The sequence below is a fragment of the Gorillibacterium sp. CAU 1737 genome (genome assembly GCF_039888655.1).
Taxonomy (GTDB): Bacteria; Bacillota; Bacilli; order Paenibacillales; family NBRC-103111; genus Gorillibacterium.
Window position 1 is genome coordinate 303,221 of record NZ_JBDQQO010000004.1, and the last position, 20,978, is coordinate 324,198.

Sequence of the window (20,978 nt, forward strand, 5' to 3'; positions counted from 1 at the left end):
AGCCAAATCGAAGGAGGACAATCCCATGAAGAACCGAGCAAGCAAGGTTGGAAAAAGCACGGCTATCGCGTTGGCGTTTACCCTGGTCGCAGGGAGCGCGGCATTGTTGACAGGCGGCATTCGTGCGGTGCAGGCAGAGCAGGAAAGCCGGGTCATCACGGTGCTGGAGAAGCAGCCGCAAACGGTGGTCCCCGTGGAGGGGAGGCTGCTCACTCAAGGGGTTGCTACTGCGAAGGAAAACCGGGTGTTCACCATTGCCGATTTCGTGGTACCCAAAGCCAAGACCAAGAAGGGCAACGGACCCGGCTATGTGCCGACGGCCAAGGACCTAGGTCGCGATGAGGCAGCCGACCGTATGGCAGAGAAAATCACCGCCTTGACAGGAGACAAATTGGATGGTTATACCGCGACGATGATGGTCTATCTGCTGAAGGAGCGCTCTACCTGGCTTGGGCATTTTGAGTCACGAGACAAGAAGAATTCTTATCGAGTTCTGCTCGATGCCGTCACGGGGAAAGTATGGGAAATCGATCAGACGAAGAACACGGGACCGGAGGAGAAAGGATATTCCGGACCAAACAGCTCGGAAAACGAGATTCTGCTGGAAGACTCGGAGGCTGTGTTCGGCTATAACCTGCGGGAGTCGGACCCGATTTTCAAAGAGTAGCGGATTGCTGCTGCAGAGAGCTCCCGAACTCGACTAAAGCAAAGACACTTCTCCCACAACATCGTTGTGAGGGAGGTGTCTTCTTTATTGATTTGGTACAATGAACAGGAAAGGTGAATCACAGAGAGGAGTGGCACTCATGGTAGAAATTCCTTTGCAAACACGCCGAATTCCGGCAAGCCGCCTAGCTTTCGGTTGTATGGGACTCGCAGAGAATTGGGATGCGGTCCCCCTGACGGAGGGAGATCGCAAGCGGGCATATGCCGCCATCGAGGCAGCGTTATCCATCGGCATCACCTTTTTCGATCATGCAGACATTTACTGCCGAACCAAGTCGGAGGCGTTGTTTGGGGAATGGCTCGCCGCCCATCCGGGCGAACGGGACAAGCTCGTGCTGCAGTCAAAATGCGGCATCCTCTTAAGAGAACCGGGTCGTCCTGAGCACTACAACCTGTCCCGAGATCACATTCTGCAATCGGTGGACGGAACGCTCAAGCGGCTCGGCACCGAGTACCTCGACATTCTGCTCCTGCACCGACCGGACCCGCTTCTTGAGCCGGATGAGATTGCAGAGGCGTTCCTTGCTCTCACGAGCGCAGGCAAGGTCCGGCATTTCGGTGTGTCCAACATGAATGTGCCGCAGATGAAGTTCATCCAGCGCGCCATCTCCCAGCCGCTCGTGGTGAATCAGCTGCGGATGGGGCTGGACCATCTGGACTTCCTCAACCAAGGCCTGTGGGTGAACCGGCGAGAGGGAGAAGCGGTCAGTTTCGGGGAGGGCATCCTCGAATACTGCCAGACAGAAGGCATCCAACTGCAAGCGTGGGGGCCGCTCTCCCAAGGTAAATACAGCGGCCGTCCGACAGCAGGAGGCGACGAAGCCACGGCCCGCGCCGCCGCTTATGCGGCCGAGCTTGCCCGGAGGTATGAAACGACGCCGGAGGCGGTCGTTCTCGGCTGGCTGATGAAGCATCCGGCGAAGGTTCAGCCGATCATCGGCAGCGCGACCCCCGAGAGAATCATCGCGTGCGGGGATGCCGCTTCGATAGCGGACAAGCTGACGCGGGAAGAGTGGTACCGATTGTATTACAGCGCCCGCGGCGATGTCCCGCTGGACTAGGGTGATTCTTCAACACCTGCGTTGCTGATGGCTAGCACCATGAGGAAACGAACAAACCCGGCCTTTGCCGCTAAGCGGCAGGGGCCGGGTTTGCCTTTGGTTTAAGGACCTCGTGGAACGGTGTATCAAAGAGCAATTTGCACAGGCGTCAAGTTCCGCAAGAACCCCGAACGATCAGCTCAGGCTGAACGAGCTGGGCGGCGGAGGCATTCTGCTCGTTGATGAGATCGAACAGCATGAGCGCGGCATACTTGCCGATCGTCTCCTTGTCCTGGCGGATCGTAGTCAGTGCAGGCTGAACGTAACGGCTCGCCTCGATGTCGTCGCAGCCGACGAGGGCGATGTCGCCCGGGACGCAGAGTCCCGCCTCGCGGAAGGCGCGCAGGGCGCCGATGGCGAGCTGATCCGAGGCGGCCCAAAGCGCCTGCGGCAGCGCGCCGCCGGTGAGGAGCCGCTTCGCCGCTTCGTAGCCCGCGTCCTCGAAGAAGCTGTCCGCGTGGATGAACCACTCCTCGCGGACCGGCAGCCCGCGGCTCGCCAGCGCCTCGCGGTAGCCGGCTTCGCGCTCGCGGGACATCTCCGAGCTCTCGCGGCTGCCGAGGTAGCCCAGCTCGGAGTACCCGAGCTCGGCCAAGTGCCGCGCGACCAGCTCGGCCATCTCGCGGTTGTCGGTGTTGATGTGAGCGGAGAGAGGCCCGCTCAAAGTCAGGTCGACCCCGATGCAGGGGATGTCGCTCTCATCGAGCTCGCGGATGGAGGGCTCCAACTCCTCCCCCGACAGCAAAATACAGCCGTCCACGTGAAAGTGACGGCAGCGGGCCGGGTAATCGCCGCGGCCTTGAAACTTCTCGTTCGAGAAGAACAGCAGGTCGTAGCCAAGGATGCCCATCTGCTTCTTGAACGCGTTCACCACCTCGACGAAGAAGGGGTGCGTCATGTCGATATTGAGCTTGCCCGCGAAGATCACCCCAATGAGGTGAGACCGCTTGGTGGCGAGCGTCTGGGCGGAGTTGGAGGGAATGTAGCCGGTCTCGCTCATGATTTTGCGGACGCGAAGCTTGGTGTCTTCCGAGATGTCCGGGTAATCGTTAATAATCTTGGAGACCGTCGAGACGGAGACTCCGGCGAGTTGGGCGATCTTCTTGATATTCAAGGGCGAAACCTCGCTTCGCAGGTGTACCGGCAGGCCGAAATCGCTCAAGCCTGTGAGGTATGGATAGCCGTATTATATCGCAGCAAGTGCTATCGGCATAGGGAGGGGCTGCCGAAGCCTGCCATTGACGCATTTCGGGAAATTCACGCCCAGCATGACATAAACACAATCGCCCTTTACAAAATCTCGGCCATCCACAATAATGAGGTTAACGAAACCGGTTTCGGAAATGAGCGTTATACATTTCGGCAAGCAAACCGAAACCGATTCAACCAGCGAGAAGAAGGGTGCGATACGTATGAAGGAACGAGATAAAGTCATGGGCTGGCGCTTTACGGGAGAGGATGGGGAGTTTGAGCTCACGGCCCCGGAGAAGAGCCGCTATCTCTATTTTCCCCTGGTCAATGAAGCAGGGATGATGTCCGCCGTGACCCCCGCTCACAGCGGGGATGTGAAAGCGGGACTGAACGAGTTTTTGACCCCGCCGATGTCAGCGGAGGATCTTCACGAATCCTCCTGGAACCGGAACTTCTGGCTGACCCTCGACGGCTTCGGGCCTTGGTCGGCTACCGGCCGTTCAGCCGCCCAGCTCGCGGCGGCCCATACGGAGCGGGAGGATGAGACGACGCTGCGGGCCGGACTGCTCTGGCACCAAACCACGCGCACGCACCGGGAGAGCGGCCTCCGTGCGGAGGTGACCTCCTTCGTCCCGGCCGCGAACGATCAGGTGGAGCTCATTCGGGTGGCACTTGTCAACGGCGGATCAGCCCCTCTGCGGGTGACGCCTACCGCTGCTATCCCGTTGTACGGCCGCTCTGCCGATAACCAGCGGGATCATCGCCACGTCACCTCGCTCCTCAATCGGGTCCGCTTGCTCCAGCACGGGGTTGAGCTCCAGCCCGCGCTCTCCTTCGATGAGCGCGGGCATCGGATCAACCGTGCGGCGTATGCTGTGCTGGGCGCTGAGGCGGACGGAACGGCTCCGATCGGCTTCTTCCCGGAGCTGGACAGGTTTACCGGGGAGGCCGGTACCCTCGATTGGCCGGAGGCTGTCGTGCGGCCGCTCTCTCCAACCGCTCTCCCCGGAGAGGAACACGAGGGCAGCGAGGCGATGGGGGCTCTGCGTTTTCGCGACAACGAGCTTCAGCCGGGAGAATCCGCTGCCTATTACTTGATCCTATCGATCTCACAGGAGCAGTCGGATGCCGATCGACTCATTCGCGAGTATGCTGCTCCAGCCAAGTTCGAGGAGCATCTATCCGCGACGAAAGGGTATTGGGCGGACAAAGTGGGCGGCGTCGAATTCCGCTCGGGTGACCGCGATTTCGACCTCTGGATGAAGTGGGTCACGGTTCAGCCCGTGCTTCGCCGCCTGTTCGGCAACTCCTTCCTGCCCCATCATGATTACGGCCGTGGAGGCCGGGGCTGGCGTGACCTGTGGCAGGACTGCCTGGCGCTGCTCGTCATGGAGCCGGACGAAGTCCGCCCTCTCTTGCTCAACAACTTTGCGGGTATCCGCATCGACGGCAGCAACGCAACGATCATCGGCTCGAAGCCCGGCGAGTTCATCGCGGACCGCAACAACATTCCGCGTGTCTGGATGGACCACGGCGCCTGGCCGCTCCTGACCACCCTGCTCTACCTGAACCAGAGCGGCGACCTCGCCTTCCTCCTCGAAGAGCAGCCGTATTTTCAGGATCGCTTCCTTAAGCGCTGCCGCGAAACCGTACCCGGCTGGAGCCCGAATGGAGGCACATCCCTGCTGACCGAAGCTGGCGAGCTTTATACCGGAACGGTGCTGGAGCACTTGCTTCTGCAAAACCTTGTGCCCTTCTTCCACGCGGGTGACCATAACAGCATCCGGCTCGAAGGAGCCGACTGGAACGATGGAATGGATATGGCAGCGGTCAAAGGCGAGAGCGTCGCCTTCACCGCCTTCTATGCCAGCAACCTGCGTGAGCTTGCCCTTCTCCTCTCCGAATTGCGGGAGCGCCTTGGGCTCACCGAGGTGCTGGTGGCGGAAGAACTTCAGGTGCTGTTCGACTCCGTTGGTGAGCATCCGGTGGATTATGCCTCGCCCCAAGCCAAGCAGGCGCTGCTGGAACGCTATTATGAAGCGGCTCCCGGCCGTCTGAGCGGCCGCAAAGCCCTCATCGCTATCGATCGCCTGATCGTTGATCTGGAGCGCAAGAGCGGTTGGTTGACCGAACACCTGCGCAAGCAGGAGTGGATCGCCTCGCAGGAAGGGGAAGCATGGTTTAACGGCTACTACAACAACGACGGAGAACGGGTGGAAGGGGATCATCCCGAAGGGGTGCGCCTGACGTTGACCGGCCAGGTCTTCCCGATCATGGGCGGTGTGGCGACTGAGGAGCAGGTGAGTCAGATGGCCCGCGCTGTGGACCGCTACCTGTCTGATCCGAACATCGGCTATCGTCTCAACAGCCGTTTTGGCGGTATTCAACAAAACCTGGGCCGCGCGTTTGGGTTTGCCTTCGGCCACAAGGAAAACGGAGCCATGTTCAGCCACATGACCGTCATGTACGGCAATGCGCTCTATAAGCGGGGTTTCGTTCAGGAGGGCCGGAAGGTGCTGCATTCTGTATACACCCTCGCAAGCCGCTTTGAGACGAGCCGGATCTACCCGGGGGTTCCCGAATACATCAACGAGCAAGGTCGTGGCATGTACCACTTCCTGACCGGTTCGGCCAGCTGGCTTCTGCTCACTCACCTGACAGAAGTGTACGGAGTGAAGGGAGAATGGGGCGACCTCATCCTGGAGCCGAAGCTGACCGCCGAGCAGTTCACGGAAGACGGAGAAGCGGCCGTCACTACTCTTTTTGCGGGTCGCCGCCTAAGGATCACCTATCGCAATTCGGCTAGGCTGGAAGCGGGGAGTTACAAGGTTCACGCCATCCGCCTGAACGGAGAGTCCGTTTCGTGCCAAGCTCGTCGTGACGGAGCCTTGCTCAACCGCTCTCTCCTCACTTCGCTTGCAGAAGAAACCCTGCACCATCTTGAGGTTGAGCTCGGAGCGCGCTAAACTGGAATCATTACGGCAACAGAGAAAGGAATACGAGCATGGCTTACCATTTGCTGAGCGAAGAACTGGACGTGCGCATCGCCGAATTGGGCGACGACTACAAGGGGGCGCGCTTCGATTGGAATGGCCTCGTCACCCAGGTGACCTGGCGTGGAACCGGACTGACCTTTTGCGGGGTCGAAAATGAAACGCCTGGACAAGGCAGCGGCGGCATTGGCATCTGCAACGAATTCGGGATTGAGGGAGCGCTTGGCTACGAAGAAGCAGCAGTCGGAGAACGATTCTCCAAGCTCGGCATCGGCCTTCTGGAAAAGCTGGACGAAGACCCGTACTTCTTCATGCGCCAATACCCCATCCAGCCCTTTGCCGTTCGTCGCGAAGGCGATGAGCGTTCGGTGACCTTCACCGTAGAGCCGGATGAAGTGAACGGCTATGCAGCCCGCTTGGAAAAGACACTGACCGTGGAGGGAAATCGGCTGTCCATCGCGTACCGGTTGACCAATACCGGCAGCCAGCCGATCGAAACGGATGAATACGTGCACAACTTCCTGCGCATCGGTTCCTACGAAGCGGGACCGGACTATGTGCTGACATGGGGAGGCGCGGTCGAGGTCGACAGCCCCGAGGTGGGCAACCGGGCCGACCTCAAACTGGATGGAGAGCGGATCGACTGGACCGGACGGCCGGACGGCGAGTTCTATACGAAGCTGACGGTCCCGGAGGTCGCGGCCCCCTACACCTGGGAGCTGCGCCACGAACCGAGCGGGGCTTACGTACGGGAATCCGGCGACTACCCGATTGATCGGGTGGCGCTGTGGGGCCATGCCGCTGTCATTTCTCCCGAAGTCTTCATCCGGCTCTCTCTTCAACCGGGGGAGACGACCGCTTGGACACGGACGTACGAATTTTTCGCCAAGTAGGGAGTTCTCAGTAACTTTACGAGCAAGAACGTAATGCAAAAAGCCTCCCAGACCGCCATGAGCGATCTGAGGAGGCTTTTTTCGTGCGATCAGAGGGAGGCCAGGCATATCGTGATCAGGCGAGGGATAAACTCCATGCAGTAGGGAACGCTTAAGCGTTCGCGTCCAGCTGAGCCTGATAACGGGAAACCGCCTCTGCCTTCGAGCGGGCACCGTCCTGAATAGCGGCGAGCACGTCCAAGAGGTCGTTGCCCCCGGCTTCCAGAGCCAGTCCAACCCAGGCCGCTTTCGAGGCTGCGCTCTCGCGGGAGGCGGGAGAGGCGAACTCCATCTCATCGCCGTGGAACGTCATGAGCGAGAGGCTGTAGCCATCCGCGGTATGCGGGTGAAGGACAGGAGGTTCATCTGCCTGTGTCAGCCGATCAAGCACGGCAAGCCAGGACGCGGCATCCACGAAGGGCTGAGCGTCCATCATGAGGCGGAGAAGCTCCGGGTGCTGTTCCGTCAAGCCGGGGAATGCAGCACGAACGGTGCGTAAAAAGCCAGGTGCGTTTCCGTCGATTGGATAGCGGACGGCTTCCCCGCTTTCCTCAGGCTTTTGGTCCGGTGCAGCCACGCGGTGCATTTCTTTGGCGCAATCATCGAGCAGCGAGCGCACCAACCGGGCGTATGCCTGGATTTCGGTATAGAGGGATTCAGGGATCGCTCGGGCAGCCAAAGCTGCTTCATAGGTCGATCCGAGTGCTTGCAACTGGTCTTCCGCTTGCTGGAGCTTATTTTGGAATGAGGAGTTCATGGGTGGAGTCCTTCTTTCATCAAGGGCTGGGATCGTGAAAAAACAAACGTTGTGTCTGCATTGTAGCAGACAACCCCGTACCATTTCCAATTTGACAGATAAAAAGGGTGCTGATATAGTTCGTGTAGTGAACTATTTTATTCGTGAACAATACGTGAAGTGAACCATTTGGGACAAGGAGGGAGGTACAGATGAAAGCAGAGCTTTTGCCGGACATCATCAACCGCTATACAGCGGCCAGCTTCACCATTACCCGGCGGGTGACAGCGCTCATGCGCGACAACATGCCGGAGGGGATCACCCAGGATCAATTTGCGATCCTCCAATCGATCAAAGGAAGGCCGGACCGTTCGACGACCTCAACGGAGCTCGCGTCGGTCTTTTGCGTGGGGAAGAGCTCCATAACGGCCATCGTTGCGCGTTTGGAGGCGAAGGCCTTGCTTCGTCGGCAGGAGGATCCGAAGGATCGGCGGGTAACCCGGCTCATCCTCACGGAAGAGGGGGAGCGAATCGTGACCGAAACGACGCAAATCATCGAGGGGATTCTGGCGACGTTTCTCGCCGAGTTCGATGATGAAGAAGGGCAGCGCTTCATCGAGCCTTTTGAAAAGCTGGCCAGATTGATGAAAGAAGCGGATGAGGGGAGAGAGAGCTAAGAGATGAAGTTCATACTGAAAATCCGTTGGGTGGTGCTGATCCTCTGGATCGCGGTGGTCGCCGGGCTTGCCCTGACCGCTCCGGCCATGGAGGGCCTCGTTCGGGAGAAGGGACAGATTACCGTTCCGGACGGCTACTCGTTCAAGCAGGCGGCTGACCTGCAGGCCGAGATGAACAAGGACAGCAAGGATACCGGAGAAAGCACCGTGCTGGTCTTTCATAAGGATGAGGTGCTGACCTCTGCAGACCTCGATGATATCAAGGCCACTGTGGACGGACTCAAAGCGAAGAAGGAAGAGCTGGGCATCCTCTCGCTGACAACTCACTTTGACACTGCCGAGTTGAAGAAGGAAATGGTGTCGGAGGACGGCAAGACCGTTCTGGTGCTCGTCAACGTGGCCTTCAAGGACCGCACGGCGGCAGAAACGCGCGACGCGCTGTATGACGCCACGAGCAGCGCCAAGCTGGAGCATTATTTCACCGGGAACTGGCTGATCACCGAAGACGTGGTCGAAAGCTCGCAGGCCGGCCTGCAGAAGACCGAAGGCATTACCGTCGTCTTCATTCTCATCATTCTGTTCGTCGTCTTCCGTTCGGCGGTCGCGCCGTTCATTCCGCTTCTTTCCGTAGGGCTCAGCTACCTGGCGGCCCAATCGGTAGTGGCCTTCCTGGTGGACCGAGCGGACTTCCCGATCTCGACGTTCACGCAGATTTTCATGGTGGCGGTCATGTTCGGGATCGGGACCGACTACTGCATCCTGCTCATTAGCCGCTACAAGGAAGAGCTTGCGGCGGGCGCCGACAAGAAGGAAGCGCTGCTCACCACCTACCGGACGGCGGGGCGCACGGTTCTCGTCGCCGGAGCGGCCGTCCTTACGGGCTTCGTGGCCATCGGCTTCTCCGAGTTCTCGCTGTACCGCTCCGCTGTCTCGGTAGCAGTGGGCGTTGCGGTTCTGTTGATCGCCCTCATTACATTCCTTCCCGCGGTGCTGTACCTGCTCGGTCCGGCCTTGTTCTGGCCGGCCAAGGGCGGCGTAACCCACAAGGAGAGCCGGCTGTGGGGAACGGTTGGCCGGTTTTCGATCAAGCGTCCGCTGATTGCGCTCTTGATCGTGGCAGCGGTGGCGGTTCCGTTCCTCTCCGTCTACACCGGATCGCAATCGTTCAACTCGCTGGATGAAGTGGGCAGCAAGTACAAATCGGTCAAAGCATTTGACCTCATCTCGGCCAGCTTCGGCCCCGGCGAATCGCTCCCTGGCAATGTCGTATTGAAGGCGGACCACTCGCTTCGTTCGGCGGAGGGCCTCGCGCAGATCGAACAGATCAGCCGCGAGCTGGCGAAGGCGGACGGCGTGAAGACCGTTCGCAGCGCAACCCGCCCGACCGGCAGCGTCCTGTCCGATCTGCAGGTGACGGATCAGGCCGCGCAAGTGCAGGACGGCCTCGGCCAAGGGGCTGACGGGCTGAAGAAGATCTCCTCCGGGCTGTCGGATGCCAGCTCGGCACTCAAGGAGAATGAGCCGAAGCTTGCCGAAGCGGCGAGCGGCGCGGACCAACTCGTGAGCGGCACGGAGTCGCTCAAGACCGGCGTCGTGCAGCTGGGCGATGGGCTGAAGCGCATCGAGCAGGGCCTCAAGGACGGCTCGATGGGCGCTTCCGAGCTGAGCAAAGCGATGAAGCAGGTCAAGGCGAGCGCGGATCAGCTCGCCGCAGGCAGCAAGACCCTGCTGGATAGCTACAAGAAGCTGGATAGCGGCCTTAGCCAGCTGTCCGGCGGATATAGCCAGGTTGCAACGGAAGCCGGAAAGCTCGCAGACGGGCTTTCGAGCGTCGGGCAAGGCTTTACGGGTCTCGGAACCAAGTATCCAGAGCTGAAGACGGACCCGATCTACCTCCAGACGCAAGGCGCACTGGATCAACTGAAGACCGGCGCCGCGCAGCTCAGCCAAGGCCTCACCCAACTGAACGGCCAACTGAAAGCCGTCCAGACGGGACTTGGCCAAGCGAACACCGGTCTGTCGCAGGCGACGTCCGGGCAATCGCAGCTCGCCTCCGGACTTGGCCAACTGGCAGACGGCATCGGCAAGCTGCAGCAGGGCTTCCAGCAAGCTGCCGCAGGCCAAGGCCAAGTCGTCGGCAAGCTGCCGGAGCTGACGGGCGGCATCGACAAGCTGACCGACGGGCAGAAGCAGTTTGCCCAAGGGTTCGCCGACATCAGCAGCCAGCTCGGTCAACTGACCGGCGGGCTTGATCAGAGCGTGGATGGCCTGAATCAGGTCACAGACGGCTTGAAGACGGCGCAAGACTATATGAAGGCTCTCTCCGTCTCGTCGGATAAGCAGCTTGCCGGCTGGTATGCGCCGGACCAAGCGCTGGAGAATGCCGACTTCCAGAAGGCGCTGGATACCTACATGTCGCCGGACGGGAAGATTGTTCGCTTCGACGTCATTTTCGAAGGGAACCCGTATTCCACGAAGACGATGGAGCAGACGGAAGGCGTCCGCGAGGCGATGACTCGCGCGGTGAAGGGTACGGATCTGGCGAAGGCGGAATACGCCGTAGGCGGCGTATCGAGCATGAACCATGACTTGAAGGAGATCTCCGACGGCGACTATGCCCGCACGGCGGCCTTCATGCTGATCGGCGTGGCGATCATTCTGATCCTGTTGTTCCGCTCGCTGATCATTCCGCTCTACATTCTGCTGTCTCTCCTTCTGACGTATTTCACGTCGATGGCCATCGCAGAAGTCATCTTCACCCGAATCCTCGACTATTCCGGCATCAGCTGGGCCGTAACCTTCTTCGGCTTCACCATGCTGATCGCCTTGGGGGTCGACTACAGCATCTTCCTCATGGCGCGCTTCAAGGAATACCCCGAGCTGCGCGAAGAAGACGCGATCCTCGAAGCCATGAAGAACATGGGCTCCGTCATCATGTCGGCGGTCGTGATTCTGGGGGGTACCTTCGCGGCCATGCTGCCGTCCGGTGTGCTCTCGATCCTGCAGATCGCGACACTGGTATTAACCGGCCTCGTTCTGTACGCGTTCATCATGCTTCCGCTCTTCATTCCGGTCATGGTGCGGACGTTCGGCCCCGCCAACTGGTGGCCGTTCATGCGCAAGTCCTCGGAACGGTAATGAAAAAGAAGCCTGCACCCTCGGCCATTTTTGCCAAGGGATGCAGGCTTCTTTTTGTTCAGTTCAGACAGTTAGCGGTTGGGGGAAGAGGGAGAGACAGTCGCCGCAGGGCTCCCTGAGCTTGCCGGCTGGGTATCCTCCAGCGAGCCTTCCGGCTCCAGACGGGGCAACTGGGTCACGTAGCTGTCCGAGAGGTTCAGAAGCTCCAGCGCCCGCTCGTATTCGCTTCGGGTGACGCCATCCTCTCGAATGAGGCCGTCTGCGAGCGGGTATTGCGTTCCGTCCTCGTAGCCGCTGCCCGGGATGAAGAGGGCGTTCGGGCCGATCAGAGAGCCGGTCGGCAGGTAATACCGTTCCGGCAGCAGATTCCGGGTGGTGTTGAACAGGTCCTGCCCGAAGTGAAGCTGATCCGCGAGAGAGAGGCCCGCAAGGTTGGCAATCGTCGGCAGCACGTCGACCTGGCCGCCCATTTGCTCAAAGACAGATGGGTACGTGATACCTGGAGCGATCACCATCAAGGGAACGTTGAACATGTCCGAGAAGCTGTATTCACGGCCGACCAGACCTTCCAGCAGCTCGACCTCATTCTTTTTCAAGGAGTAGATCGGCAGGCCGACGTGGTCCCCGTAGATCAGGATGAGGCTGTTGTCATAGACACCGCTTGCCTTCAACTCGTCAATGAACTGGCCTAGGGCGTAGTCGGCGTAGCTTTGCGCGCGTAAGTAGTCACCTACGAAATTATCCTGGTACTCCTCCGGCAGCGTGATCTGATCCAGCTCCGCCGGGGTGGTATAGGGATGATGGGCCGTCATGGAGATGACGTGGGCGTAGAATGGTCTGCCGCTCTCCTGCATTCTCGCGAGCTCCGCGCTCGTTTTTTCATAGAGCACTTCATCCTTCGGGCCGAAGAAAACGGTATCCTCGGTGCCAAAGTAGGATTGATCATAATAGCGATCAAACCCGAGGGCGCGGTACAGGTTGTTGCGGTTCCAGAACTCGACCACATTGGTGTGGAAGGTGGCGGTGTCGTACCCCTGCGCCTTGAACAGCTTCGGGAGGCTGGGAAGGTCGTAATCGACGTAGGACATCGTGGCGGCTCCTCGACGAGGGATGTACATCGACGTGTTCACGACGAACTCCGCATCTGAGGTATTGCCTTGACCCACCTGCTGGTAGAAATGATTAAAGTAGAAGTTTTCCCCCGCAAGCCGGTTGAGGTTCGGGGTGATCTCCTGCCCATTCACCCGGAGGTTGATCAGAAAGTTCTGCAACGATTCCATCTGAATGACAATGACATTCCGTCCCTTGGCGGCAGCCTGAAGCTGGGGAGGTACGGCAGCAGCGGGTTGGGTGCCCTTCAACTGATTGACGGTATCCTGGGTAATCTCCGTCACCGGGACAGGCACCTGTTTTTCTTCATCGGCAAGCAGGGTGTACGCTTCGTAGCCGATGATACCCATTTGCTCCGCCTTCTTCAGCTCGCTCATGCTGGCCCGGTTGGGCAGGATGTTGAACATACACAGGAAGAGCGATAACGCAAAAAGAGCGGTCACGACGCCCCGGCGTTCCTTTTTGGCAGCGAGGGTCTTCCAGGCTTCGGCGTGCTTGCTGCGGATCAGGTAGAATCCGATGACAAGGACGTCTGTAAACAGGAACAGGTAGTAGGGCTGCAAGAGCGAGAACACGCTGTTCTTGACCGCCGTGACCTGGTTCACTTGCTCCAGCGCATGGTACGTGGCGATAACCCCATAGTATTTGTAGTACATGACGACCGCAAAAAAGAGCCCGGTAACCGCGAGGTTAATCGTCAGATAAATGGTCAGCTTGCGCTTGGTGGCGAGCCACTCCACGATGCAGAAGAGAATCCAGATGAACGGCATTTCGGTCAGCAGGATGTTCAGGGCGGAGCCGCTGTCAAAGAGCACGGACCACGCGAGATAGCTTTTCAATAGCAAAATAATCGAGAAAAAAACAAAAGGCTTCAATAAATAATGGCAGGCTTTCTTTAGGTAAAGCACGGAAGGGCCAGCTCCTTTCAGGAAAGCATCATTCCCCATTATGATCCGTGAAAAAACCGATGTCAAAAGGGAATTACCCATTTTAGAGGGCATTGCTGGGGAGGAAGAGCAAACTTTTTTGTGAACAAAAAAGGACGGACCAGGTCGATGAGCGTCTGGCATTCTAGCATCTATAGGCTTATTGCGGTCCAGCATGATATACTGCAAAAAGAAAACATACGTTCCGGTCGTGATGCCGGTAAGAGTCGAAATGGAACAGGCGGTTAAGCCTGCACGGAGGTGAATGTGGAGTGACGGAACGGGTCTGGTCGGTTCGTTCGGTGGTGGAGTACGTCCACCTTTCGGGCAGCTTAAGCGTTGGCGGCATCGGGATGATCGCCTCCTTCCAGGAGGGCAGCCGGCTTCACCGTCAGCTTCAAGCGGACTACGGCGAGGAGGACCGCAAGGAAGTCTTCCTCCGTGCAGAGGTGGAGGATGCCGGGGATCGCTTCGTGCTCGAAGGCCGGTGCGATGGGTTGCTCGCTCCCTGTGCGGAGCGGGAGACCGTGACCATCGACGAGATCAAATCCACTTCGTCTAGGCTCGACAGCCTGCCCGAGGACGGGTATCCGGTCCACTGGGCGCAAGCTTACTGTTATGCCTGGATGTACCTGCAGGCGGAGGACCAGGAGCGCGTTGCGGTCCGGCTCACGTACATTCAGACCGAGAGCGGTGACATTCGCCGCATCGTTCGGGAGCGGACCCGGGCGGAACTGGACGCGTTCCTTGCGGAGCTTGTCCGCGCCTATGCTCCGTACGCCCGAATGCAGGATCGTCACCGCGCGGAACGGGATGCCAGCATCAAGATGCTCGGCTTTCCCTACGGCGGCTACCGCAAGGGACAGCGAGAATTGGCGGCGGCGGTGTACAAGACGCATCTGGACGGCTGCCGCCTGTTTGCAAAGGCGCCGACGGGAACCGGGAAGACGATCTCCACGCTTTTCCCCACCGTCAAGGCGATCGGGGAGGGCGTGCTTCGCCGTCTCTTCTACCTGACCGCGAAGACGACGACGCGCACCGCAGCTGAAGCCGCCTTCGAGCGCATGGAACACCAAGGCCTGCGGATGCGCAGCGTGACGCTTACCGCGAAGGAGAAGCTCTGCTTTCAGGACGAAGTGGACTGCCGCCCCGAAAGCTGCCCTTACGCCGAAGGCTTCTACGATCGGCTGAACGCGGCCATGCTGGACCTTCTCGGCAACGAGACACGGATGACGCGAGAGGTGATCGAAGCCTACGCGCGGGATCATCGCGTCTGTCCGTTTGAATTCTCGCTCGAAGCCGCCTATGCGGCCGATGCGGTCATCGGCGACTACAACTACCTGTTCGATCCTCGTGTCTCCCTGCGTCGGCTTTGGGAGGAGGAGCGCAGGAAAACCGCTGTGCTCGTCGATGAAGCGCATAACCTGGTTGACCGCGCCCGGGAGATGTTCTCGACAGAGCTCTCGAAGGACAGCTATCTCGCCCTCAAGCGGGCCTTTAAAGGAGACGAAACCGGAGTGGGCGAAGCCGCTTCCGCCTTGAACGCCCTGTTCATCGCCTTGCGCAAGACGGTTCCCGCCGAAGCGAAGCCGTTCCATGTGCTGCCCGCTCCGCCGGACGCCCTGCCGGACCTGCTCGCTGCCTTCGTGCAGGCAGCAGAGCAGCGCTTCGGCATGAAGGACGAGGACGAAACGCGCGCCGAATTGCTGCTCGATGCTTATTTTGCTTCCCGCTTCGCCTTCTTGCTTCTGGAGCAGTGGGACGAACGCTTCGCTGCCGTGCTCCAGGAGACGCGGGAGGGCTGTCGGCTGCGGCTTCTCTGCCTTGATCCGTCCCTCTCCTTGCAGCAGGTAACGAAGGGCTTCCGCTCGACCGTATTCTTCTCGGCCACGCTCACCCCGCTCGGGTATTACCGAGAGATTCTCGGCGGGGTGGAGGAGGATCATCGCCTCGCGCTGCCGTCGCCCTTTGCGCCGGAGCAGTTGGATGCGATGCTGCTCCCGTTCTCCACCCGCTATCGGGATCGCGAGCGCACGAGGGGTGAGCTGGCCCGCAGGCTGGACGAGCTCGTGCGGACTCGTCCCGGGCGCTACCTGTTTTTCTTCCCTTCCTACGAGTACCTGAACGACATTCTGAGCCGGGTTCGCGAGTATAACCCGCCTACCACCTTCCTGGTTCAGCATTCGGGAATGAGCGAAGGGGAACGGGAGGCGTTCCTCGCCCGTTATCAAGACGATACGGGGGAGCCGCTCGCCGGTTTCGCCATCATGGGCGGAATCTTCGGAGAGGCGATCGATCTGGTCGGCAATCGACTGACGGGCGTTGCCGTTATTGGCGTCGGCCTTCCCCAGCTCGGGCCGGAGCGGGACCTCATTCGCGATTATTGCACCCGGTCCGGCAAGAACGGCTTCGACTATGCCTATGCCTATCCCGGCATGAACAAGGTTCTGCAGGCCGGAGGAAGGCTGATTCGCACCGAGCAGGACCGCGGAACGCTGCTGCTCGTGGACGACCGCTTCCTGCAGCCGCCCTACCGGCAGCTTCTGCCTGCCGAATGGCAGCCGCTTAGGGTACTCCGGGCGGGTGAGCCGATTCCCCCGCTCGCTTCCTCGCCTTTTGTCCAGGAAAAGGGTATGGTATAGGGAGAACGAAGCTTCTAATTCGAGCGTGTCTTCCGAATGAAAGCATGCACGAATGCCCAACCCATTCTTGACGAGGAGGATGTACGATGAGCGATTTATTGCGAAAGGCCATTAACCTGGGTGTCGGACTGGCGGTTGCGAGCAAGGAGAAGATCGAACAAGTAGCGGAAGAGCTGGTGGCGAAGGGCGAGCTGTCCCGGAGCGAATCGAAGGACTTTGTCAGTGAACTGATGCGCAAGGGAGAAGAGCAGCGGGACGAGCTGAAGGGAATGGTGCGCGAGCAGGTAAGCAAGGTGCTGGCGGAGCTCGACATTGCGACCCTGCAGGACCTTCGTCGCCTGGAGGTCCGGGTTGCGGCCCTTGAACAGGCCCAGCATAGGGAGTCCGCGCCTCCTGCGCCATCGGTGGAGGGAGATACCGAGACGGCGGCGCCTCCGGTTGATCCGGCCTCGTCGGATCGTCCGACCCCCTGACATGGCGCTGAAACTCCGCCATACCAAGCGGTATCGTGAGATTATTGCCGCCTTGGTCCACCATGGCTTCGGGTATCTGGTGGAGGAAATGGGCCTGTTCCAGCTTCTCTCCCTCCCTCGGAGATGGCGGAGCGGGCCGGAGATCCCGGCGAAGACACTCGGGGAGCGGATACGCCTCGTGCTGGAGGAGCTCGGTCCAGCCTTCGTGAAGCTGGGGCAGCTCTCCAGCACCCGGCAGGACCTGCTTCCCGCGGAGGTGATCCGGGAGCTGGAGAAGCTTCAGGATGATGTCCCCCCTTTCTCCATGGAGGAAGTGCGAGCCATTCTCGAGCGGGAGCTCGGGCGTCCGCTCGAGGAGAGCTATCGCGAGTTCCAGGAGACCCCGATTGCGGCCGCTTCGATTGGGCAGGTGCACAGCGCCCGGCTCCCCAGCGGGGAACAGGTGGCGGTGAAAGTGCAGCGCCCCGGGGTGGAAGAAGCAATTCGGCTTGATCTGGAGATTCTCGCCGATCTGGTCGAGATCGCGGATCGCCGGATCGGCTGGGTAGCTGGCTATCGGGTTCCCGATCTGGTCGAGGAGCTCTCCCGCTCGATGCTTCTGGAGCTTGATTATTCCCACGAGGGGCGGAATACCGATGCGATCGGCCGGAGCTTCGCTCACGATCGCCACGTTGTCATTCCGGCTGTCTACGGGTCTCATACTACTTCGCGTGTCCTTACAATGGAATTTATCGACGGGCTCAAGTTGAACCATGCCCGTGAGCGGGACAAGGAGCAGTTCCGGCAGGAACGGGTCGGGGAGCGATTCGTGAACGCGATGTTGAAGCAGATCTTCACGGACGGCTTCTTCCATGCCGATCCCCATCCGGGGAACCTGCTGGTTTTGCCTGGAGGGCGGATCGTCTTCCTGGACTTCGGAATGGTAGGGAAGCTAAGCGAGGACATGCGGTACCACCTGATCTCCTTCCTCATCGCCATGATGAGAGGAGACAGCGTGGGGCTCGTCCGTGCTGTGCTTGACCTGGGCATGGTCGGAGAGGAAGCGGATCTCGCCGGGTTGGAGCGAGAGATGGACCGGCTCCGGGAGACCTACTATGAGGTTCCCTTTGCCGAGATCAGCTTGGGCGCGGTCATCAGCGATCTGTTCCAGGTGGCGAACAAGCACGGGGTGCGCATCCCCTCGGACCTCACCCTGCTCGGCAAAACGATGCTGACCATGGAGGGGGTAGCGGCGAGCATCGACCCGGAGCTAAGCATCGTCGGGCTGGCGGAGCCGTTCGGCCGCAAGCTGCTTAAGGAACGGCTCCGCCCGTCCTCCATCCGCAAGCGCGCATGGAAGTCAGCAGCGGAAGCCGGACGCTATGCCCTGCAGCTCCCGCGGGAGATTCAGCAGATCTCCCGCCTTCTCCGCACAGGCAAGCTCAAGGTGGACGTAGGCCTGCCGGAGCTGGAGACGGTGCTGCGCAAGCTCGATCAGGTGAGCAACCGCATCACCATCAGCATCGTGCTGCTTTCCTTCAGCATCGTGCTCGTCGGCCTGATGATCGCTTCCGCACTCGGCAGCGGCACACAGGCGATTCTGCATTTTCCGGTGATGGAGATCGGCTCAGTCATCGCAGGGCTGATGCTGCTCTGGCTTTTGTTCTCCATCTTCAAATCCGGGCGCTTCTGACCGGATCGGGGAAAGGGAGCCGAGCAAGCTGCAAGCGGTAAAAGACAAGCCGCAGCGACAGTCACAAAGAAGCTCCCCTGCCTCTAGCGAGAGACAGGGGAGCTTGCGTATGCCTATGTGCGGGTGGGAGGAGCAGCAGGATGAGCCTACACTCGGATTACGGAGCAATGCCCCAGACGAGCACACCGTCCTGGTAGGCCGTCACCTTCGTCCAGTCGGTATAAGCCGTCTTGGTGATATCACGGGAGTAGTCGTCTGCTTCATTGAAATTGGACCAGTCAGCTTTGCTCATCCGAACGTGAATGTCACTGGTCTGGGCTCCAGGGGCAAGCGTGCCGGACGTGAAGCTGACCTCCAGGTAGGTGTCCGCTCCGGGAGCCGACAGGGTGCCGAACGAGGTCTTCACGTATTGATTTCCCATCGCAGCCCAGTCGACCCAGGCGTTCATGGCCTGGCTGCTGTCCTTGGTGAAGTAGTAGCGCAGCTTCACCGTCGTGAGATCGACCGGAGTGGTTCCGGTGTTCTTCAGATTGAAGTGGGGCTTGATCTGATTGTCGGTGGCGTTCGTGTCCCCGGCGCGGTATTGAAGCACGAGGGAGCCACCCCCCACGACCGGTACGCGCGGAATAACGGTTACCGGAGTGGTGTTGCCGGATTGCCCGTTTGCATTCGAAGCGCTGACGACATAGTAATACGGCGTCTCATTGACAAGCCCCGAGTCGGTGAAGGTCGTACCCGTCACGGTAGCGATGGTCGTGAATGGCCCGCTGCTCGCGGCGGCACGCTTCACCTGGTAGCTGGTTGCGCCGCTTGAAGCCACCCAGGAGAGGGTTGCCTTTCCATCGCCTGGGGTACCAGTGAGTCCGGTCGGTACATCCGGCACCTGCGTAGCGGCTCCTACGATGGCCCAATAAGCCGGCTTGGATTGGAGGCGCTCATCGAAGAGAAGCGGCCAGTTGCTGCGGGTGACCGGGAACGTGCGCAGCCAGCTGTTGCCGTCGTCCTTGCCCCATACCGTGACGTTGGTGATCTTGTCCTTGTGCTTGCGGAAAATATCGAAGAGCTGCTTGTACCGCTCGGCTTGCTTCGTGGCGGAGGCTGCCGGCAGGGTGTCATATTTCAGGGAGTTGTTCGGGTAAATGTCCACATCCAGCTCGGTGATCTGCTGCTCCAGCCCGAGCGCGGCAAATTTGACGATGGAGCTGTCCACCTCGGACAGGGAGGGCCAGTCGTTGCGGATGTGGGTCTGGTGCCCGATTCCATGAATGGGGACTCCCTTGGCCTTCAGGCGGGCGACGAGGTTGTAGAGCGCTTGGCTTTTGCCGGATTCGTGGGTGTTGTAGTCGTTGATGAACAGCTTGGCGGCCGGATCTGCCTCATGAGCGTACTGGAACGCCTTCTCGATGTATTCCTCTCCGGCGATCTGATACCAGAGGCTGCGGCGCAGGCCGTCCGATTGAGAGGAATCGATCACCTCGTTCACCACGTCCCAGTCCCGGATGACTCCTTTGTACCGTCCGACCAGCGTCTTGATGTGGTTCTCCATGCGGGCGTAGAGAACTTGCTTGGAGACGAGAGCTCCACTTGCATCATAGAAGACCCAATTCGGGGTCTGGTTGTGCCAGACGAGCGTGTGGCCGCGCAGCCCTTTTCCATTTTGAACGGCGAATTGCACCGCCGCATCGGCTTGTGTGAATTGGAAGCTATTCTCCGCAGGCTCGGTGCTGTCCCACTTGAGGACATTGCCGGGCGTCAGCGTGGCAAAATGCTTGTTCAGCAGATCCCGGTCAGGGACGGAGCTGATTTCAAAGTTCTCAAATGCGGCCCCGATGGGGAAATCCGCTGCAAACACATCCTTCAGAGACGGGATGTTCGGCTCAATGACAATCGGGCCGAGATCGGGCTTCTGCTCCATTCGAAAATCATCCAGATAGAGGCTTTGGGTTGCACTGCCGGGGATTTCGAAGTAGACGGAGAGGTTGGTTGCCGCCTCCTTGAGCTTGTATTCCGAGGATAGCTGCACCCAGCCGTTTGCGTTGGCGGATGCGGATACTAACTGCTCGTAGTGGGCTCCGTCTGCCGAGGTCCTCTGCATGGTCATGTATACGGTGGCCGAGGAGGAACCGGCGGGAAGCTTAACCCACCCCGAGAAGACATAGGTTTGTCCGACGGTCATGTGCTGGGTTACATCGAGCGTCGGCCCATGCCAGGTCTTCGTTCTTCCTGCTACGGCGAGGCCTGCGGTGCCGCTTCGTGCGGCTGCAGCATCTGCAGAGAGGAGCTCCACTTCTCCACGCCCGGCCCAACCTTGGGTTGTGCCGTCTTCGAAATCACTCGTGACGAGCAGGGTGTTCTCGGCATGGGCCGATGGGGCGGGGAAGAGAGGGAAGGCGAGCAGAACGATCAATAGGAGGAGAAAGAGTTTTTTTCCATAACGGAACGAATTTGCAGCGTTCATATCGGGCGCTCTCCTTTCGAATAGGGAATTCGCTTGCCAGATTGCCTTTGATAACGCTTACAAAATAGAGTGGTAACCGATCCGTGTCGCGACTGTCCGCACCTCTAAGCCGGGAGGAAGAGAGTCACATGGAAGAAACCTCCTTATACCATATTTACTAACATATACCATTTTACGGTCGTGGGACGCTTCTTGTCCATAGGC

At 59.6% G+C, this 20,978-nt stretch carries 13 protein-coding genes; 9 read left to right on the forward strand and 4 right to left on the reverse strand.

The window, feature by feature from the left end; translation table 11 throughout:
- Nucleotides 1-25 precede the first annotated feature (25 nt).
- Both AAFN83_RS11145 and AAFN83_RS11150 read left to right on the forward strand, forming a co-directional pair.
- Nucleotides 26-667: a hypothetical protein gene (locus AAFN83_RS11145; protein ID WP_347769246.1), complete on the forward strand. Its 642-nt coding sequence runs from the start codon at nt 26-28 to the stop codon at nt 665-667.
- Between the two features lie 139 nt (nt 668-806).
- Entirely contained in the window at nt 807-1,787 is a 981-nt protein-coding gene (locus AAFN83_RS11150) for an aldo/keto reductase (protein WP_347769248.1), read from the forward strand.
- A 148-nt stretch (nt 1,788-1,935) separates the two neighbouring features.
- Here AAFN83_RS11150 and AAFN83_RS11155 read toward each other — a convergent pair whose 3' ends face one another.
- Nucleotides 1,936-2,940 (reverse strand): LacI family DNA-binding transcriptional regulator, encoded by a 1,005-nt coding sequence (locus AAFN83_RS11155; RefSeq protein ID WP_347769250.1) that lies wholly within the window; start codon nt 2,938-2,940, stop codon nt 1,936-1,938.
- A 298-nt stretch (nt 2,941-3,238) separates the two neighbouring features.
- Between AAFN83_RS11155 and AAFN83_RS11160 the strand changes: the two genes are divergently transcribed.
- Nucleotides 3,239-5,983 (forward strand): GH36-type glycosyl hydrolase domain-containing protein, encoded by a 2,745-nt coding sequence (locus AAFN83_RS11160; protein ID WP_347769252.1) that lies wholly within the window; start codon nt 3,239-3,241, stop codon nt 5,981-5,983.
- A 38-nt stretch (nt 5,984-6,021) separates the two neighbouring features.
- Nucleotides 6,022-6,903, forward strand: a complete 882-nt coding sequence (locus AAFN83_RS11165; RefSeq protein ID WP_347769254.1) for a hypothetical protein — start codon at nt 6,022-6,024, stop codon at nt 6,901-6,903.
- Nucleotides 6,904-7,054: 151 nt separating this feature from the next.
- Here the strand turns inward: AAFN83_RS11165 and AAFN83_RS11170 are convergent, their stop codons facing one another.
- Nucleotides 7,055-7,699 (reverse strand): hypothetical protein, encoded by a 645-nt coding sequence (locus AAFN83_RS11170; protein ID WP_347769256.1) that lies wholly within the window; start codon nt 7,697-7,699, stop codon nt 7,055-7,057.
- Between the two features lie 191 nt (nt 7,700-7,890).
- Between AAFN83_RS11170 and AAFN83_RS11175 the strand changes: the two genes are divergently transcribed.
- A complete protein-coding gene (locus AAFN83_RS11175) occupies nt 7,891-8,355 on the forward strand; it encodes a MarR family winged helix-turn-helix transcriptional regulator (RefSeq protein WP_347769258.1) in 465 nt (154 codons plus the stop codon).
- A 3-nt stretch (nt 8,356-8,358) separates the two neighbouring features.
- A complete protein-coding gene (locus AAFN83_RS11180; protein ID WP_347769260.1) occupies nt 8,359-11,493 on the forward strand; it encodes an efflux RND transporter permease subunit in 3,135 nt (1,044 codons plus the stop codon).
- 71 nt (nt 11,494-11,564) lie between these two features.
- On the opposite strand, the gene AAFN83_RS11185 is transcribed toward AAFN83_RS11180, so the two are convergent.
- The gene (locus AAFN83_RS11185; RefSeq protein WP_347769262.1) at nt 11,565-13,511 is read right to left on the reverse strand and encodes an LTA synthase family protein; all 1,947 of its coding nucleotides are present in this window, start codon (nt 13,509-13,511) and stop codon (nt 11,565-11,567) included.
- 371 nt (nt 13,512-13,882) lie between these two features.
- Here AAFN83_RS11185 and AAFN83_RS11190 point away from each other — a divergent pair, with 371 nt between their 5' ends.
- The 3 genes from AAFN83_RS11190 to AAFN83_RS11200 all read left to right on the forward strand — a co-directional run bounded on the left by AAFN83_RS11190 (nt 13,883) and on the right by AAFN83_RS11200 (nt 18,316).
- Nucleotides 13,883-16,171 carry an ATP-dependent DNA helicase gene (locus AAFN83_RS11190; protein ID WP_347769493.1) on the forward strand — a complete coding sequence of 763 codons (2,289 nt, stop codon included), beginning with the start codon at nt 13,883-13,885 and terminating at the stop codon, nt 16,169-16,171.
- Between the two features lie 86 nt (nt 16,172-16,257).
- Complete coding sequence (locus AAFN83_RS11195; protein ID WP_347769264.1) at nt 16,258-16,644, forward strand: phasin family protein; 387 nt, start codon at nt 16,258-16,260, stop codon at nt 16,642-16,644.
- Between the two features lies 1 nt (nt 16,645).
- Nucleotides 16,646-18,316: an ABC1 kinase family protein gene (locus tag AAFN83_RS11200; protein ID WP_347769266.1), complete on the forward strand. Its 1,671-nt coding sequence runs from the start codon at nt 16,646-16,648 to the stop codon at nt 18,314-18,316.
- 157 nt (nt 18,317-18,473) lie between these two features.
- On the opposite strand, the gene AAFN83_RS11205 is transcribed toward AAFN83_RS11200, so the two are convergent.
- The gene (locus AAFN83_RS11205) at nt 18,474-20,774 is read right to left on the reverse strand and encodes an endo-1,4-beta-xylanase (protein ID WP_347769268.1); all 2,301 of its coding nucleotides are present in this window, start codon (nt 20,772-20,774) and stop codon (nt 18,474-18,476) included.
- Between the last annotated feature and the right edge of the window lie 204 nt (nt 20,775-20,978).

Bases quoted from the DNA above. Each gene is read 5' to 3' on its own strand.
- AAFN83_RS11145 (WP_347769246.1), top strand. From the start codon at position 26: ATGAAGAACCGAGCAAGCAAGGTTGGAAAAAGCACGGCTATCGCGTTG.
- AAFN83_RS11150 (WP_347769248.1), top strand. From the start codon at position 807: ATGGTAGAAATTCCTTTGCAAACACGCCGAATTCCGGCAAGCCGCCTA.
- AAFN83_RS11160 (WP_347769252.1), top strand. From the start codon at position 3,239: ATGAAGGAACGAGATAAAGTCATGGGCTGGCGCTTTACGGGAGAGGAT.
- AAFN83_RS11165 (WP_347769254.1), top strand. From the start codon at position 6,022: ATGGCTTACCATTTGCTGAGCGAAGAACTGGACGTGCGCATCGCCGAA.
- AAFN83_RS11170 (WP_347769256.1), bottom strand. From the start codon at position 7,699: ATGAACTCCTCATTCCAAAATAAGCTCCAGCAAGCGGAAGACCAGTTG.
- AAFN83_RS11175 (WP_347769258.1), top strand. From the start codon at position 7,891: ATGAAAGCAGAGCTTTTGCCGGACATCATCAACCGCTATACAGCGGCC.
- AAFN83_RS11180 (WP_347769260.1), top strand. From the start codon at position 8,359: ATGAAGTTCATACTGAAAATCCGTTGGGTGGTGCTGATCCTCTGGATC.
- AAFN83_RS11190 (WP_347769493.1), top strand. From the start codon at position 13,883: ATGATCGCCTCCTTCCAGGAGGGCAGCCGGCTTCACCGTCAGCTTCAA.
- AAFN83_RS11195 (WP_347769264.1), top strand. From the start codon at position 16,258: ATGAGCGATTTATTGCGAAAGGCCATTAACCTGGGTGTCGGACTGGCG.
- AAFN83_RS11200 (WP_347769266.1), top strand. From the start codon at position 16,646: ATGGCGCTGAAACTCCGCCATACCAAGCGGTATCGTGAGATTATTGCC.
- AAFN83_RS11205 (WP_347769268.1), bottom strand. From the start codon at position 20,774: ATGAACGCTGCAAATTCGTTCCGTTATGGAAAAAAACTCTTTCTCCTC.